Consider the following 16,409-nt stretch of genomic DNA (forward strand, 5'->3'; position numbering starts at 1 on the left):
TTCGACCGGTGGGACGGTGCGGCGGTTCTTCCGGGGTTCTCGGCTGGCCCTGGGCCCTTATTCCTGGCTGAATGCGGTGTCCGTGGATGCACTGACACTTGTTCGGCGGCCTTTTCGGCTCATGGGTGCGCTGCTCCTGAGTTTCTGCGCGGGTGCCGTCGTGACCGTTTTTGGTCCTGATCCGCTGCTGATGGCGCTGGCGGTTGTGGTGCTGCAGGGGGTCTTCGGCGTGCTGGCCAAGGGGCTGAATGACTACCTGGAATCCGTGGGCGCGGATCGAATTCTTCCGCAGGGTGTCTGGGGCACGGCGGTCCGGCACCTGATCCTGCCAGTGCTCTTGAGCGCATTGAGCTTGGCCTTGGCGTTTGTCGCGGGGGAATGGTTGTTCCTGGGAACGACCATTGTCCCTGCGGCGTTCCTGATCCTCTTCCTCCTTCCGCCGCTCATCAAGCTGAGTCTGAGCGGCGCCGGGGCCCTGCCCGCAGAGATGATGACTGGCGTGGTCACACCCATGGGGGACCTGTCAGCCATCGCGCGGATCGTATGGATGTTCCAGGGGCTCGTTCCCGCCGTGCTATTGGTGGTGCTGTTGCAATACATGTCGCTGTCCACGGGGGCTTGGTGGTTCCTCGGTGCGATGTTGATCTTCGCACTCGCTCGCCTCAAAAAGTTGTCCGACATCGAGCGTTTGGAGTGATGATTAGCGCGGGGATTCACGGTGCCCGAACTTTCCGGTCCCCAAGAGTGCATCGTGGGGCTTGAGGTCCGCACTATTACGGACTGGATTGTTTACCCCCGCTGCCCGAGCTGCTGTGGCAGCCATTCGATCAACAGATGGCGGCGTTGCGTGTCAATCAGGTCTTCCCACACGACGTATCGCACCCGCCAACCGTTGTCCTCGAGACGGTGACGGCGGAACATCTCATCGCCGTACTGACGACGGTCCACGTGATCGGCACCGTTGTACTCGACAGCAATCCTGGGTTCCGGCCAGGCCAGATCCAGGTAGCGATCGACGCCGTCCAGGACCACGTGGAAATTCAGAGCGGGCGGCGAAAACCCATGAGCAACAACAATTATTCGAGTCAGGGACTCAGTGGGGGCCAGGCGCCTTCAACGGCGGCATTAAGGGCAGCTCGAACGTTCCGCACGGTACGGGAGGTAGGAGGCAGTTTGTCGATCCGTCGATCCAGAAATTCTCGGCTGTACAACGGGAATGACTTGCCAGCGGGGGATCTGATGTTACGAGTCATGAGGGCGTCAAGACATGACGTCATTCGCCGGCGGGCCAAGTAAGGGGCAGCCACTACGAGTGCCTCAACAGGGTCGGCCAACATGCTCCCCCACGGGCCGGGAAACCGACCCAGGCCATACGACTTGGTCACCAGCGTGGTCTTATCCGGACACTTCCGCCGGAGGCCTAACCAGGAGAGGTAAGGAGTAGCCAGCATCTTCCGATACTCCCCGACACGTACGGGTGGCGCATGGCCGAGCACGTGATCCAGGTCCGCATCGGGCAACCCTACGGGGAGACCATAGAGCTGTAAGGCAGTCAGCCCCGTGACTCGCAGCCCTGACCCCGGACGGTCCAGAACGTGGTGCATTAACGCTGCACGTTGAAGTGCATCAAGTGGCCCGGAGGTGCGGACCCAGTGTCTGTCGGTGAGTCGCCGCATATGGGTGTCACGGTTCAATGACCTAGAAGCTCCACCCCATGCCGAACTTGTGCCCACGAGGGGCTTGATCCCCAGATCAGGCATGCGAATGAGTGGCGGCATAACCGGAGACTATGAATTCCCGTGAAGGTCCGCAGCCACCCAGGGAGATTGTGGAGGGCGCACTCCGGAATTCTCAGGGCCTACAACACTTGAGTCCGCAAAACTGCTCTTCTAACCGGTCAGAATGCAGTTTTACGGACTCAAGTGTTCAGGGGCGGGGCGGCGGAGCTACTTCTTCACCCGCTCCCGCACCAGCGCCGCCGTGGCCTCGGCGATGGCTCGTTCCTCATCCGTGCTGATCACCAGCACCTCGATTGCCGACTCGGACGTGCTGATCCGCGCCACGTCGCCCTCGGGGGAGGCATTCAACTCGGGATCCAGTGCTATACCCAATGCACCCAGTTCATTGCACACCCGCGTGCGGAACTCCGGCGAGTTCTCACCAATACCCGCTGTGAAGATCAGGGCCTGAGCGCCACCCACGGCCACGTGATAGCCACCGATGTACTTGGCCAACCGGTACGCCGCCATGTCCAGCGCCAGCTGGGCCTTTTCATCACCGTTGGCCGCTCGCTGCTCCACGGCGCGCATATCGGAATCACCGGAAATGCCCTGCAGACCGGACTCCTTGTTGAGGATCCTGTCCAGTTCCTTGGCGGTCATTGCGGGGTTGCGGTCCAGCATGGCGGTGACCACGGAGGGGTCCAGATCGCCGGAACGCGTACCCATGATCAGGCCGGCCAGCGGCGTGTAACCCATGGAGGTATCGAAGGATTCACCGTTGCGGATGGCCGTGACAGAGGCGCCATTGCCCAGGTGCGCCACAATGCCGTTGAACTGCTCACGCGGAATCCCCAGCACATCGCAGGCCTTGCCCGTCACGTAGTCGTGGGACGTACCGTGGAACCCGTAGCGACGCATGCCGTGCATGACATACATTTCCTCGGGAATCGCATAGCGCCAGGCCTTCTCGGGCATGGTGCGGTGGAAGGCGGTATCGAACACGCACACCTGCGGCATGTGCGGCCAGGTCTTCTGGATGGCACGCAACCCCAACGCCGAGGCGGGGTTATGCAGCGGAGCCAGGGGTGCCAGGCGTTCGATCGCGCGGATGATCTCGTTGTTGACCAGCACCGGCGCGGAAAACCTCTCACCACCGTGGACCACGCGGTGCCCGGCGGCGTCAATGGTGCGCCCACCCAGCTCTTCATCGAGCCGCTCGGCCAGGATCTCCAGCGCCTGCGTGTGGTCCTTGATCTCGGACGTGCCGATGTTCTGGATCAGACCTTTGGTGATGATTTCATCGGTCTCGACACCCTCGGTCGCCCGGGCCAGCGGTACGTTCTCGTTGATGGCCGGCATGGAGGAGGTGTACGGATTGGTCGGTTCATCCGCCGTGGTCACCTCGCGCACCTGGTACTTGATCGACGATGATCCGCAATTGACAACGAGCACGAGCATGATGGGTCCTTCCGCGCGCCCGGTCGGTGGGCGCCTCTGGTGAACTGATCGAAGGGGCGACGCCGTCCGCGAACCTCGCGAGCCGCGTCGTGCGTACTAGAGGCTCTGGGCCTGGATGGCCGTGATGGCCACGGTGTTGACGATGTCGTCCACCGTGCAGCCGCGGGACAGGTCGTTGACCGGCTTGCGCAGGCCCTGCAGCACCGGGCCCACGGCCACCGCGCCCGCGGACTGCTGGACCGCCTTGTAGGTGTTGTTGCCGGTGTTGAGGTCCGGGAAAATGAACACGGTTGCCTGACCGGCCACGTGGGACTCGGGCAGTTTGGACTTGGCGATGGAGGCGTCCACCGCGGCGTCGTATTGGATGGGGCCCTCGACCTCGAAGTCGGGATTGCTGGCCCGAACCAGCTCGGTGGCCGCCCGAACACGCTCTACGTCCTCACCCGAACCGGAACCACCGGTCGAGTAGGAGAGCATGGCCACCTTGGGGTCCACACCGAACTGCTCGGCGGTCTGCGCGGAGGCCAGCGCGATGTCCGCCAGGGCCTGCTCATCCGGGTTGGGGTTCACGGCGCAATCACCGTAAACCAAGGCGCGATCGGCCAGCAGCATGAAGAAGACCGAGGACACGATGTTGACACCCTCGCGGGTCTTCACGAACTCCAGGGCGGGGCGGATGGTGTTGGCGGTCGTGTGCACGGCACCGGAGACCATGCCGTCCACATCGCCCAGCTGAACCATCATGGTGCCGAAGTATGAACCGTCGGCCATACGTTCGAGCGCCTGTTCCTTGGTCACCCCCTTGTGCGAACGCAGCTTCACGTACTCGTCCGCGTAGCGACCGCGCAGTTCGTCGTCGTGCTGGAAATCGATCAGGTTGAGCCCCTCGGCCTCGAAATCCAGGTCGATGCCCTCGGACTGCGCCAGGGTCCTGATCTGTTCCGGATCGCCCAGGATGGTGAGGTCGCAGAAGTTGCGCCGGTGGATCATCTCCGCCGCGCGCAGGATGCGGGGGTCCTCACCCTCGGGCAGCACCACGTGTTTGCGATCGGCGCGCGCGGATTCCACGAGCTCGTGCAGGAAGCGCAGCGGGGTGCGCTTCACGGGCCGCGGCAGGTTCATGCGCCCGGCCAGCTCGTCGCTGTCCACGTACTGGGACCACGCGCCGCGGGCCGCCGCGACCTTGCGGGGGTGGGCGCCGCCCAGCGTGCCGCGCGTGGAGGCCACCGCGCTGGCCGAGTTGAAGGTGTCACGATCGGTGGTCAGCACCGGGAACGGCGCGGCGGCCAACAATGACGCGACCGCACCTTCCGGGCGGAAACCACCGGTCAGCAGCATGCCCGAGGGCACCGGTAATGACGCCGCGAACGACGACGCCAGGGTCGCCGACATCACGTCCGTCCGGTCACCGGGGGTGATCACCAGGTCACCGTCGGTGAGCTGATCCAGGAAATGCCCCACGGTCATGGCCGCGATCTTGATGCCCTTGATGTCACGGTCCAGGGAGTTGTCATTGAGGTCGGTGCCGAAGCCCTGCGCGTCCACGAGTTCTGCAATGGTGGGATGGGAGATCGCGGTGACCTCGGGGATGACGTAGACCGGCAGGTTGTGGGCACCGGGTTTGGCGCGCCGGGTCAGTTCTTCGATCTGGTCGGGCGCGGCACGGTTGACGATGACCGCGTAGATGTCGCAACCGGCCTGGCGGAGCTCGGTGCGGGTGACGTCCACGGCGTTGACGGTGTCCTCCACGGACCCCGCATCGTGAGCGCTGATGACCGCGGCGACCGAACACCCCATGTTGTTGGCCAGGCGAGCGTTGAGGTCGAACTCTGCGGTGGCCGCGTTGTGGGCGACCAGGTCGGTGCCGTCCACCAGGATCACATCGCACTCGCGGGCCATCTCGGAGTAAATGGAGACCGCCGCGGAATCCAGCTCGTCGTGATCACCGGAGGCCAGGATCTCCCGCGTGCGAGCCAGGGAGACGCCGCCGCGGCAGCGGGAGTCGGGCAGATCGAACGTGCGCTTCATGAGTTGGAGCGCGGAGTCCTGCTCGGGGGAGTCACCGTCATGCACGGGGCGGAAGAACCCCAGTTTGTCCGTGCTGTTGAACAGCGTGTCCGCCAGCCCCAATGCCACCAGTGTCTTGCCGGACTGCGGTGTCATGGCGGAAACGTAGATGCCCTGGGTCATGGAGGTGGTCCCTTTCGGTTGGCGGTCTGCTGTCTCAGTTTAGAGACGCCACGTGTGCAGCGCGGCAACAAAGGTGGGAATACCGAGGGTTTCACGGGTGCTTCGGTAAGAGAAGTGCCACACTGGAAGCATGTTGGTCGCCTTCTCAGTCTCTCCCAGTGGCGGGGACAACCCCGACGCTTCCGTTCACGACGCCGTGGCCGCCGCCGTCCACGTGGTCCGCGAATCCGGGCTCCCCAATCGCACCGATTCCATGTTCACCACCATCGAGGGTGAATGGAATGAATGCATGGAAGTGGTCCGCCAGGCCACCGCTGCGGTGGCGGAGTACGGCCCGCGCGTGTCCCTGGTGCTCAAGGCGGACATCCGGCCCGGTCACACCGGAGAGCTTTCCGGTAAGGTCGAGCGCCTCGAGGCTGCCATTCACAGTCACGAACTCAACCGTGCTCGGGAACGCCGCGGCATCACGTCCGGTTCCGCGGATCAGAAGTAACCGGGCGTCCCGGGGCCAGTGAGCAAAAAACGTAACCGTAAGAATCGGCGGGATCAGGCAGAGACGGTGAGCGCGGCGTCGTCGGACGCGGCGGGCCTGAACGAAGGTACCTGGCACACCGACACCGGAACCGTGCAGCTCGAACATGACTCGTACGTGCCCGGCGCGTGGGTGCTGAGGGTCAACGGTGTGCCGTCATCGCACATCGTGCCGGACCGACCGGACCAGCTCGAATTCGAGTACATGAGGTGGTTCAGCGCGCTCGCCGAAGAGCACGTGGACCGCCACCTGGACCCCACCACCCTGCGCCTTTTGCACCTGGGCGGCGGCGCGTGTTCCATGGCGCGCTACCTCGCATGGCGCTATCCCGCTGCCCGCCAGGTGGTCGTGGAGCTCGACGCCGCACTCACGCGCCTGGTCCGGGAATGGCTCGATCTGCCCCGCGCACCCCTCCTTCGGATCCGAGCCGGGGAAGCCCGTGAAGTCACTGAATCACTGCATGAGTCATCGCGGGAGGTGATCCTGCGTGATGTGTTTGCCGGCGAGCAAACACCGGGGCATATGCGGACTGTGGAGTTCGCGCGGCACGTGGATCGAGTGCTGACACCGGACGGCATCTACCTCATGAACGTGGGGGACACCCGCAATCTCAAGGGAACCCGCGCGGAACTGGCTGCACTGCTGGAGGTGTTCGAGCACGTGGGTGCGGTTGCGGATCCCGCCATGCTGAAGGGGCGCCGATACGGCAACGTGGTGTTGGCTGCCTCGCACGCACCGCTGCCCGAGCCCGGATCCGAGGCGGGTGCCGCCCTGGCCAAGGAACTGTTGGGTGGGCCGCTGCCCGCGCAGTACAAGGACACCGCGTGGTGCCGCCAGCTCGCGGCCGAAACGCAGCCGTGGCACGACAAACCGGCGGACCAGATGCCGGCGGTGGGGACCATTACGGGCGCGTGAGCCACCCGTCATGGTCCAGCGCACCATTTCTTCCGGCTTTACTGCGCAGTAGCCCGGCCTACCGTGCAGTAAACCCGGACCAGATGGCTCCGGGCCCTCCCGTTCCACGCCGGGTCACCGTAGCGTGGGCCCATGACTAGCTACGTGAGCTCACTGGCCATTGACGCCCAGGACCCGAAAGCCCTCGCCCGCTTCTGGTGTGAGGTTCTGAACTACCGGATCGATGACGAGGAAGAGGGCTTCGTCAGCACCACGCCCACCGAGGGGCAGGGCCCGCGGCTGGACTTTCTGCAAGTTCCGGAGGGCAAGACCGTGAAAAATCGGCTGCACCTGGACATCCGGGCCCTCGACTCGAACCAGGACGCGGAAGTGGCACGCGTTGAATCCCTGGGCGCCTACAGGGTGGACGTGGGCCAAACCAGCAAGGACAGCTGGGTGGTGCTCGCCGACCCGGAGGGTAATGAGTTCTGCATCCTCTCGGATCCGCAGGATTAACCCATACTCGCCAGTGTGTGGCTGGTCCGCGCGCTGATCAGATCCCAGGGGCAGATCTTCTTCCAGCGCGCCACACTCAGCGGTCTGGTGGTCCTGCTGGCCCTGACGGTGGCGTCCCCGTGGTTGGCGGGTGCCGCGGTGCTCGGCGCCGCGGTGCAGACCGGAGTATCCCTGCTGCTGCGCCGGCCGAGGTCCGTGTCAGCGCATCGCGACGCCGCGGACGGCATTCACGGGTTCTGCGGAGCCCTCACCGGGTGCGCGGCGTTGCTCGCGTGCGGCCCCTCTACCGCCGCGCTCACCTGGACCGTCCTGGGCAGCGCTCTGTGCGCGTTGTTCGTACGGGTCCTCGAACGAATACGCATCTTCACCTGGTTGCCCATGCTCACGGGCCCGTTCTGCGCGGTGAACTCTGCGCTGAACCCGGTCTTCGGGCGGTGGCATCAAGACGTCTCCGCGGTGCCGCCGTTCGAGTCGATCGGGCCGCTCCCTGATCTCGTCAGCGGAACGCTCCGGGCCTGCGCGCAAGTCCTCCTGACCGATCACCTGCTGACGGGCCTGGTGGTCCTCGCCCTCATGTTTCTCGCCGGAGCGCGCGAGGGCCTGTGGTCGCTCACCGGTGCAGTGGCAGCCACGGCCCTGGGCTTCTGGATCCTCGGTGGAGAACCCGCCGCGGCGGGCCTGGCCGGCTACTGCGGCTTCTTGACCGCCCTTGCCCTGGGTGCGCTCTTCCCACCCGCCGACGCCGCTCGCGCGGTCCGCCTGATCGTCCCCTTGGCGGGTGCGTGCCTCACGGTCCCGCTGTGGGGGGCGCTGCAGTACACCGGGATGGCCATGTACACGTGGCCGTTCGTGCTGACCACGTGGGCGGTACTGATCGCGCAGCACCGGTGGGCGCGACGGGAAGTGGCCCGGGCGGCGTCGTAGTCGAAGAGCGAGCTACGCCGTCCAGCCCTCGATCACGGCAATGCCGAAGAAGACCACGAACGCGCCGGCCACCACGTACATGAGCGGGTGGACGTCGCGCCAGCGGCCCTGCACCAGGCGGATGAACACGAAGGACACGAAGCCCGCGCCAATGCCGTGCGCAATGGAGTAGGTGAACGGCATGACGGCGAAGGTCAGGAACGCGGGAACGGAAACGCCCCAGTCCTCCCAGTCGATGTGCACCACGTTCTTGGCCATCAGGAATCCCACGACCACCATGGCCGGGGCCACGGCCTCGAAGGGCACCACGTTGACCAGCGGGGTCAAGAACATGGCCAGCAGGAACATGATGCCGGTGACCACGTTGGCCAGGCCGGTGCGAGCGCCGTCGGCGATACCGGTGGAGGACTCCACGAAAATCTGGTTGGACGAGACCGAGCCCGCGCCACCGGCCACGGCGCCGAGCGCGTCGACCAGCAGCACGCGGTCCACGCGCTCGATCTGACCGTTCTTGTCGACCAACCCGGCCTGCTGGGAGAGGCCCACCATGGTGCCCATGGCGTCGAAGAAAATGGACAGCAAAATGGTGAAGATCAGCAGCATGCACGCGATCACGCCCAGTTCGCGGAAGGCGTCGATGGGGGCGGCCGAGCCGATCAGGGAGAGGTCGGGGAGCGCGAACAGGCCCTCGGGATTGGCGGGGACCACCAGGGACCAGCCGTTGGGGTTGTCCACGGAGGAACCGGACGGGGAGACCGCCTCGAGGATGTGGGCGAAGATGGTGGTTGCAACCACCGCGATCAAAATGCCGCCGCGCACGTTGCGCACCAGCAGCGCCACGGTCAGCAGCAGGCCCACCACGAACGTGAGGGTGGGCCAACCGAACAGTTCACCGCCGGTGCCCATCTGCACGGGAACGGTGGTGCCGGCGGCGTCCGGGATGCGGCGCACGAAGCCCGCATTCACGAACCCGATCAGCGCAATGAACAGACCGATGCCCACCACGATCGCGGTCTTCAAAGACGGTGGCACCGCGTTGAACACCGCGGTGCGGAAACCGGTGAGCACCAGCACCACCATGATCAGACCGGCCCAGATGACCAATCCCATGACCTCGGGCCAGGTCAGACCCGGATTCGTGGCGATCGTGACCGCCAGGAACGCGTTCACGCCCAATCCGGTGGCCAGCGCGAACGGGGATTTGGCCCACACGCCCATGGCAATGGTCAGTACGCCCGCGACCAGAGCGGTCACGGCGGCCACGCGCTCGCCACCCAAGATATTTCCGGCGCCGTCCGGACCGTAGCCCAGGACGAGTGGGTTCAGCACCACGATGTAGCTCATGGCGATGAAGGTGGCCAGGCCACCGCGAATTTCTCGTCCCACGGTGGAACCGCGTTCGGAAATGTAGAAGAAGCGGTCCAGCGCTCCGCGGGGTTCGCGCGTTTGCGAAGCGGGCTTGGTCGGTGACGACATGAAGATCCTCACGGGTCAAAGGCACAACGGCAGCGCACGGTACGGCTACCGGAATGGGGGCGTTTGTGTAGAAATACTACGCCGACGGCGCAGCCGCTGCCGCGGTCAGGGTTCTCGCGTGATTGCCTTCACTGGCGCGGTGTTGCTCAACTCACAGCCGTGCTGGCCCGTCCTCAGTACGCTGGTGCCAGGGGAACGATGATTGCCCGGGAAGGACAAAGCTCATGACGAAGTCCGCAGAGGCACAATTCACCCACGTCACCACGTGGCTCACCGACATGGACGGTGTGCTGGTCCGCGAGAACACGGCCATCCCCGGTGCGGCGGAGCTCCTGGAGCTGTGGGAAGAACGGGGCCAGGAGTACCTGGTGCTGACCAACAACTCCATTTACACCCCTCGCGATCTGGCGGCTCGGTTGGCGCGCTCGGGACTGCATGTGGCGGAGGAAAATCTCTGGACGTCCGCGCTGGCCACCGCGCAGTTCCTCAAGAATCAGAACGCCGGTTCCCGCGCTTACGTGATCGGAGAAGCGGGGTTGACCACGGCTTTGCATGAGGCGGGGTTCGTCCTGACGGACACCGATTGCGATTACGTGGTCCTGGGTGAGACCCGAACGTATTCGTTCGAGGCCATTACCAACGCGATCCGGTTGATCCTCAACGGTGCGCGTTTCATCTCGACCAACCCGGATACCACCGGACCATCGCCGGAGGGGCCCATGCCGGCCACGGGATCGGTTGCGGCCCTGATCACGGCGGCCACCAACCTCCACCCTTACGTGGTGGGCAAGCCGAACCCCATGATGTTCCGCTCCGCCCTCAACCAGATCGGTGGGCACTCGGAGACCACCGCCATGCTGGGTGACCGGATGGACACGGACATCGTCTCCGGTATGGAGGCGGGCCTGCGGACCGTTCTGGTCTACAGCGGCGTGACCACGCCCCAGGACGTGGAGCGGTTCCCGTTCCGACCCACCCTGGCGCTGGATTCGGTGGCCGACCTGGTGGAACTACTCACTGTCGACGGGCAGGACGCGGCCGGGGCGGCGTCGTAAATCGAATATCGTCTGACCCGGGTGTGACGGAACATTACGCGGGGGTGGCCCGGTGTGTGTGATTGCCCAAATTTCACTACCGTAGAACCCAGTCCCCGCAGGCACGCGAGTGTGCGTGCGCGTTGAAAGGAAATACCAGCTGTGACAGCACCTACTTCAGCACGTCCGTTGCGCGTTGCCGTGATCGGAGCGGGTCCGGCGGGCATTTACGCCGCTGACATGCTCACAAAGTCCGAGGCCGTGCGGGAAGGCGAGCTGGAAGTCAGCGTTGATCTGTACGACCGCTACCCCACCCCGTTCGGTCTGATCCGCTACGGTGTGGCCCCGGATCACCCGCGTATCAAGGGCATCATCACTGCGTTGCGCTCGATTCTGGGCCGCGGCGACATCCGCTTCTTCGGCAACGTGGAGTACGGCAAGGACCTCACGTTGGGGGAATTCCTGTCGCATTACGACGCCGTGATTTTCGCCACCGGCGCTGTCAACGACGCTCCGCTGGAGATTCCCGGTTCGGATCTGGATGGTTCCTACGGCGCCGCAAAGTTCGTCGCATGGTACGACGGTCACCCCGACTACCCGCGGACCTGGCCGCTCAACGCCAAGGAAGTTGCGGTCATCGGTAACGGTAACGTGGCGCTGGACGTGGCCCGAGTGCTGTCCAAGCACGCGGATGACATGCTGGTCACCGAGATCCCGGGCAACGTTTACCAGGGACTGCGCGATTCGCCGGTCACGGACGTTCACGTGTTCGGTCGCCGGGGCCCCGCTCAGATCAAGTTCACCCCGCTCGAGCTGCGTGAGCTGGCCAAGTCCCGCGACGTGGACATCGTGCTCTACGACGAGGACTTCCAATTCGACGAGGCCTCCGAGCAGGCCATGGTCGAGAACAACCAGACCAAGGTCATGATGAAGACCTTGCAGAAGTGGCGCGAGGACGATTCGCCCAAGACCGCATCCCGCCGCCTGCACCTGCACTTCCTGCAGACTCCGTCCGAGATCCTGGGTGACGAGGACGGCAAGGTCAGCGGCATCCGCATGGAACGCACCCGCCTCAACGGTGATGCCTCCGTCACCGCCACCGGTGAGTACATCGATTACCCGGTCCAGGCCGTTTACCACGCCATCGGGTATCTGGGCTCGCCGCTTCCGGAGGTCCCGTTCAACCCCGAACGCGGCGTGGTCCTCAACCAGGAAGGCCGCGTGGTCGACGCCGAGGGCGCCGTGATACCGGGCGTTTATGCGACCGGCTGGATCAAGCGCGGTCCCGTGGGCCTGATTGGCGCCACCAAGTCCGATGCCCTCGAGACCATCAACCACCTGCTCGAGGACCGCACCGCCCTGGCCGATCCGGATTTCCCGGAACCCTCGGCCATCGAGTCGTTGCTCGAGGAAAAGGGTGTCGAATACACCACCTGGGACGGCTGGTTGGACCTGGACGAATACGAGCAGAGCCTCGGCCAGTCCTCTCACGACGCCGAGGGCAATCCCCGCGAACGCGTCAAGGTGGTCGACCGCGACGAGATGCTCTCGGTCTCCCGCCGCGGGGTCCCCGCTCGCAGCTAGTCCTCGTCGACCGCTGTCCGCCGACGCCGCCGCCCCCTCCAGTTCCCGCGTTCACCCCGGGCTGGGTGGGGCGGTGGTGTCTGTGGCGGGCTGGTTGCACTCTGGTCGACGGTACGGCCCCTCGGCCAGAGGCCGTTGCACTCTGGTCGACGGTACGGCCCTAAAAGCCGGTTCGCAGGGTCGTAGTGTCGATCAACTTGCAGCGCGGTTCGGGGCACTGGTTTTAACGTCGACCAGAGTGCGCGGTCACGTGAACTCCACATCGGGCAAACGCTGTTTCTCGTCGCCTGCGTGCTTCGTAGCCTGTGCAGCATGAAGAAACTCGGTGAACCCTTGGCGCTGGGGCCGCGCCCGCTCATTAGGTCCACCGCAGAGCTGGGAAGTCGAGCTCGGGATCTTGAGAGACGCCCGGGCACGCACAAGTTGCTTCGCGGCACGTGGGTTTGTTCGAATGCTCCGCCGAAGCCGGTCCAGAAGTCCCTGCTGTTGCACGAGCATTACTCACAACATGGTGTGGGTCTGAGTATCACCGGTCTTCACGCGCTGCAGTTGTTCACGCTGCCGGTTGGATACACCAAACGGTGGGTCAATGAATTCCTGGGCGATCCACCACCAATGCGCGCACGAGATGTGAGTAGGGCTTTCGAAGTCCCACATCTTGCGTGGTCCGAATCCCGTCCCACAGTGCGTGAGCGGGGAATGCGATTGACCAAGTCCTCTGGCCTGAACACCTACGCGGGTCCTTGGGGCACGCGCCTGGTCCACCCCGTCGAAGCTCTGGTTGCCGCGGCGCCCTATCTGTCGCAATGGCGGCTGACTGCCTGTCTTGATGCCCTGATGTCGGGGGCTTTGCAGATTCCGGAGTTCACGGCGCAACCGGCATTGACAATGAGTGACATTGCCGCGGCCTTGACACACTTTCCGGTTCGCAACCCATCGGTCATGGCCGTAAAACGTGCACTGCGTGGCGCGGCAGAACCAGTGTGGTCACCGATGGAAACGTTGGTGCGACGAATGGTTGTTACCCAAGGATTTCCAGAACCTGCCTTGAACCACCCCGTGATGATCGACGGACAACTTACCTACCCGGACCTTTCCTGGCCCGAGTTGCGATTGGGCATCGAATACAACGGAGAAATCCATCTCTTGGATCGCCGTACGTACGGCACCGAAATGAATCGCATCCGTACGTTTCAAGACCACGGGTGGGATCTCAATGTTCTGGTCTTTGATGACCTCGAAAACCCCGCTCTCCGCTGGAAATGGCTGCAGTGGTTGGCCGAAAGGCTCAACCGTGGATCCCAGCGCGCAAGCTGATCAACGATAGAACCACGACTCCCACGCCCCTCGTCATCTGATGAACGGTAGAGCCAGGAAATCCAACTTCTAGGGTCTTACCGTCGACCAATTTGCAGGTGGGTGGAACTGACGGTCGTGCCGTCGATCAGAATGCGGCTGGTCGCCGGAATGTTCGACTACAGGCCCAGCAGCAATCTCGTGTGGTCGTTGAGGAGTAAGCCGTGGGGGTCCAGCTCGGAGCGGACTGCCAGGAAATCATCCCAGTTCGAGTACATGGGCTTGAGGGTCTCGGCGGTTTGAGTGTGGATGACTCCCCAGTGCGGGCGGCCACCGTGGTTCAGGAAAATGTGCTCGGCGGCCCGGAAGAACTCTTCGTAGGGGCGTTTGCCGTACTGGCGCAGGCTGATCCACCCGGTGTAACGGCCCGCGGAGGGGGAGAGGTACCCCTGCTCCGGAGGTGAACAGCGCACCAGGACGGGGAAGGACAGGGTGTAACCCTCCCGGTCCACCAGATCTTTCAGCTCGCTGAACGCCGCGGCAGTGTTTTCCAGGGGCAAGGCGTACTCGGTGGACACGAAACGTACTGCGCGCGGGGCGGTGAACACCCGGTAGGACACGTCGGTGTAGCGCCGGGAGCTCTTGGACATGGATTCCAACGTGTTCAGACCGGGCACGGTTTTGGGTGCCACGGAAGCCAAGCGGCCCAGGCCGGAGGTCAGGGAGGTGCGCAGAACGGCGTCGTCCGCTCGGCGGAGGGCCCGCGAGAGCGGTGAGGCCGGGCGCGTATAGGTGTCCGGGAGACGGTGCAGTCGGCTGAGAATGCGGGTGTGCACGGTGGAGCGGCCGGGCATCCAGAAGAATTCGAAGTGGTCGGCGCCGGACATCCGCTCGGCCAATGAATCCACCAGGCGGTCGAGAGGCTCGCGGAACTCGGCGCAGTGCAGCCGGAAGGCGCTGACGCACTGGATGGTGACGGACACGATCACGCCCAGGACGCCCAGGTGCACGCGCGCGGCGCGCAGCATCTCTGGATGGGAGGACTCGGAGCACGTGATCAGCTCGCCGCTCGGGGTGGCCAGCGTGATCTCCGTGATCTGCTCCGAGAGGGAGGGTTGCCCCAAGCCGGTGCCGTGAGTGCCCGTGGCGATGGCGCCGGCAATGGTCTGGCCCGTGAAGTCCGGCATGTTGGCCAGGGCAAGTCCGTGGTCCTCCAGGATCTGGCAGATCTGCTGAATCGTGGTGCCGCCGAACACCGTGACCTGCTGTTTCTCCGTGTCGATGGAGCTGAGCCCGCTGAGTGCGGTGGCATCCAGAAGCACGTCAGAGGTGGGGACCAGGGGAGAGAAGCTCTGCCCGGAACCGGCCGGACGAACCCGAAGGCCCTGTGCGGCGGCGTCGCGCAGGACCTGTTCGACCTGGTCCGTGTTCTCGGGACGCACGATCACCGCCGGTTTCACGGTGAGGTTACCGCCCCACGAACGCCACGTATCCTTGCCGGCCTTGCCGGCCTTGGCGGTCATGGACGACGACTCTGCGGGTTCGCCCGGTGTTGCAGACTGCTCGTTCACGGTTTGTATCCTCCCTCAGAACCTTTCCCTGGGACCGGGGTTCGGGTTCCTACCCGTGACGCCGATCCAGGTGCTTTCCTTAGGACCATCCTCCGGACCCGCTCCATCTTCTCACCACGGGCTGAAAGCCAGCTCTTGTCCTCCACGAACACCAAAATCCCGGGCATCCGGGCGGCCCGAGGACTACGCTTAAGTGACGGATCGGCGAAAGGAAGACACGCCATGACCTTGAACGGCCGAGAAATTATCGTGGGTGTGGACGGTACGGATCAGAGCTTGGGAGCCCTGCGCTGGGCCGCCCGTGAGGCGAAGCGCCGTGGCGCGCCACTTCACCTGGTGAGCGCCTACTCGGTGCCGATCTATGCCGGTTCCACGTTCGACGTCGGGTACGCCGCGTTCGACCAGGCCGCCCTGGAAGACGCCGTCAAAGAGCTCGTCCGCGAGGCCGCCCTGCATGTGCAGAACCTCAACGTGGAGATACGGTCCACGGTCGAAACCGGGGACCCCTCCGGTGTGCTCCTGGAACTGAGCAAGTCCGCTCAACTGTTGGTCCTGGGTTCCCGCGGCCGCGGTGGTCTGCTCGGGCGCTTGCTGGGTTCCGTGTCCACCGCGGTGCCCGCCCACGCGCATTGTCCCGTGGGCATCATTCCGTTGCCGTGGGCGCGTGAACACCAGCTCGAGCGGGACATCAACGAGACCAAGGCCTTCGTCGACGGCGTTTCGGTGGGTTCGGACGGATCCGAACATTCCAGCGTGGCCATGCTGCGCGCCGCGGACGAGGCGCAGCTGTTGGGCGTTCCGCTCAACGTGGTGTGCGCGGTGCCGCCCATGGCGGGCGCGGCGTCCTGGATGCCCACCCCCGTGGACTTCGCGAATATCTACCAGGAAATCGCGGACGCCCTCAACGCTTCCGTTCGCTGGTTGCGCGGGCACTTCCCGGATCTGGAGATCACCGCCGAGCTGTTGGACGGCTCACCGATCGACGTTCTGGTGGAGCAGTCCAAGCGCAACCGCCTGGTGGTCATGGGTACTCGCGGTCGCGGCGGATTCGCCGGGATGCTGCTGGGTTCCACTTCCCAGGGTGTGATCCATAACAGCGCGGGACCGCTCATGATCATCCAAGGTTTCCAGGACGATCGTCTGGCCGATCGACCCGAGGCCACCCTGTGATAGTCGGGTTTGTGCAACCGGGGTGTTTACCTCTAAGCTACTG

General features: G+C 64.5%; 14 protein-coding genes. 9 read left to right on the plus strand and 5 right to left on the minus strand.

The features are described from left to right. A partial coding sequence (locus tag Q4E95_RS06300) for a hypothetical protein (protein WP_303382510.1) occupies nucleotides 1-697 on the plus strand: 697 nt, incomplete at its 5' end. Nucleotides 698-789: 92 nt separating this feature from the next. On the opposite strand, the gene Q4E95_RS06305 is transcribed toward Q4E95_RS06300, so the two are convergent. The 3 genes from Q4E95_RS06305 to pta form a co-directional block, all read right to left on the minus strand. Beyond that, on the minus strand, nucleotides 790-1,032 hold the full coding sequence (locus Q4E95_RS06305) for a hypothetical protein (protein WP_259914619.1): 243 nt from the start codon (nucleotides 1,030-1,032) through the stop codon (nucleotides 790-792). Nucleotides 1,033-1,946: 914 nt separating this feature from the next. Next, the gene (locus Q4E95_RS06310) at nucleotides 1,947-3,179 is read right to left on the minus strand and encodes an acetate/propionate family kinase (protein WP_303382511.1); all 1,233 of its coding nucleotides are present in this window, start codon (nucleotides 3,177-3,179) and stop codon (nucleotides 1,947-1,949) included. A gap of 96 nt (nucleotides 3,180-3,275) precedes the next feature. Continuing rightward, nucleotides 3,276-5,369 carry a phosphate acetyltransferase gene (gene pta, locus Q4E95_RS06315; protein ID WP_303382512.1) on the minus strand — a complete coding sequence of 698 codons (2,094 nt, stop codon included), beginning with the start codon at nucleotides 5,367-5,369 and terminating at the stop codon, nucleotides 3,276-3,278. Nucleotides 5,370-5,499: 130 nt separating this feature from the next. Between pta and Q4E95_RS06320 the strand changes: the two genes are divergently transcribed. From Q4E95_RS06320 to Q4E95_RS06335, 4 genes are all read left to right on the plus strand, one after another. Continuing rightward, the gene (locus Q4E95_RS06320; protein WP_259914624.1) at nucleotides 5,500-5,862 is read left to right on the plus strand and encodes a thiamine-binding protein; all 363 of its coding nucleotides are present in this window, start codon (nucleotides 5,500-5,502) and stop codon (nucleotides 5,860-5,862) included. An 18-nt stretch (nucleotides 5,863-5,880) separates the two neighbouring features. After that, nucleotides 5,881-6,816 (plus strand): spermidine synthase, encoded by a 936-nt coding sequence (locus Q4E95_RS06325; RefSeq protein ID WP_303382513.1) that lies wholly within the window; start codon nucleotides 5,881-5,883, stop codon nucleotides 6,814-6,816. A gap of 132 nt (nucleotides 6,817-6,948) precedes the next feature. Then, nucleotides 6,949-7,311, plus strand: a complete 363-nt coding sequence (locus Q4E95_RS06330) for a VOC family protein (protein WP_303382514.1) — start codon at nucleotides 6,949-6,951, stop codon at nucleotides 7,309-7,311. Between the two features lie 15 nt (nucleotides 7,312-7,326). Beyond that, nucleotides 7,327-8,235: an urea transporter gene (locus tag Q4E95_RS06335; RefSeq protein ID WP_303382515.1), complete on the plus strand. Its 909-nt coding sequence runs from the start codon at nucleotides 7,327-7,329 to the stop codon at nucleotides 8,233-8,235. Nucleotides 8,236-8,247: 12 nt separating this feature from the next. Here the strand turns inward: Q4E95_RS06335 and Q4E95_RS06340 are convergent, their stop codons facing one another. After that, the gene (locus Q4E95_RS06340; RefSeq protein WP_303382516.1) at nucleotides 8,248-9,711 is read right to left on the minus strand and encodes an NCS2 family permease; all 1,464 of its coding nucleotides are present in this window, start codon (nucleotides 9,709-9,711) and stop codon (nucleotides 8,248-8,250) included. Between the two features lie 224 nt (nucleotides 9,712-9,935). Between Q4E95_RS06340 and Q4E95_RS06345 the strand changes: the two genes are divergently transcribed. The 3 genes from Q4E95_RS06345 to Q4E95_RS06355 all read left to right on the plus strand — a co-directional run bounded on the left by Q4E95_RS06345 (nucleotide 9,936) and on the right by Q4E95_RS06355 (nucleotide 13,646). After that, nucleotides 9,936-10,766 carry an HAD-IIA family hydrolase gene (locus Q4E95_RS06345; RefSeq protein WP_259914639.1) on the plus strand — a complete coding sequence of 277 codons (831 nt, stop codon included), beginning with the start codon at nucleotides 9,936-9,938 and terminating at the stop codon, nucleotides 10,764-10,766. Nucleotides 10,767-10,907: 141 nt separating this feature from the next. Beyond that, entirely contained in the window at nucleotides 10,908-12,329 is a 1,422-nt protein-coding gene (locus Q4E95_RS06350) for an FAD-dependent oxidoreductase (RefSeq protein WP_303382517.1), read from the plus strand. Between the two features lie 699 nt (nucleotides 12,330-13,028). Continuing rightward, nucleotides 13,029-13,646: a hypothetical protein gene (locus Q4E95_RS06355; protein ID WP_303382518.1), complete on the plus strand. Its 618-nt coding sequence runs from the start codon at nucleotides 13,029-13,031 to the stop codon at nucleotides 13,644-13,646. Nucleotides 13,647-13,804: 158 nt separating this feature from the next. Here the strand turns inward: Q4E95_RS06355 and Q4E95_RS06360 are convergent, their stop codons facing one another. Then, complete coding sequence (locus Q4E95_RS06360; protein WP_303382519.1) at nucleotides 13,805-15,196, minus strand: D-arabinono-1,4-lactone oxidase; 1,392 nt, start codon at nucleotides 15,194-15,196, stop codon at nucleotides 13,805-13,807. Between the two features lie 222 nt (nucleotides 15,197-15,418). Between Q4E95_RS06360 and Q4E95_RS06365 the strand changes: the two genes are divergently transcribed. Continuing rightward, nucleotides 15,419-16,366 (plus strand): universal stress protein, encoded by a 948-nt coding sequence (locus Q4E95_RS06365; RefSeq protein WP_303382520.1) that lies wholly within the window; start codon nucleotides 15,419-15,421, stop codon nucleotides 16,364-16,366. Nucleotides 16,367-16,409: the final 43 nt, after the last annotated feature.

This window comes from Kocuria sp. (assembly GCF_030536815.1).
In the GTDB taxonomy this organism is placed as follows: domain Bacteria; phylum Actinomycetota; class Actinomycetes; order Actinomycetales; family Micrococcaceae; genus Kocuria; species Kocuria gwangalliensis.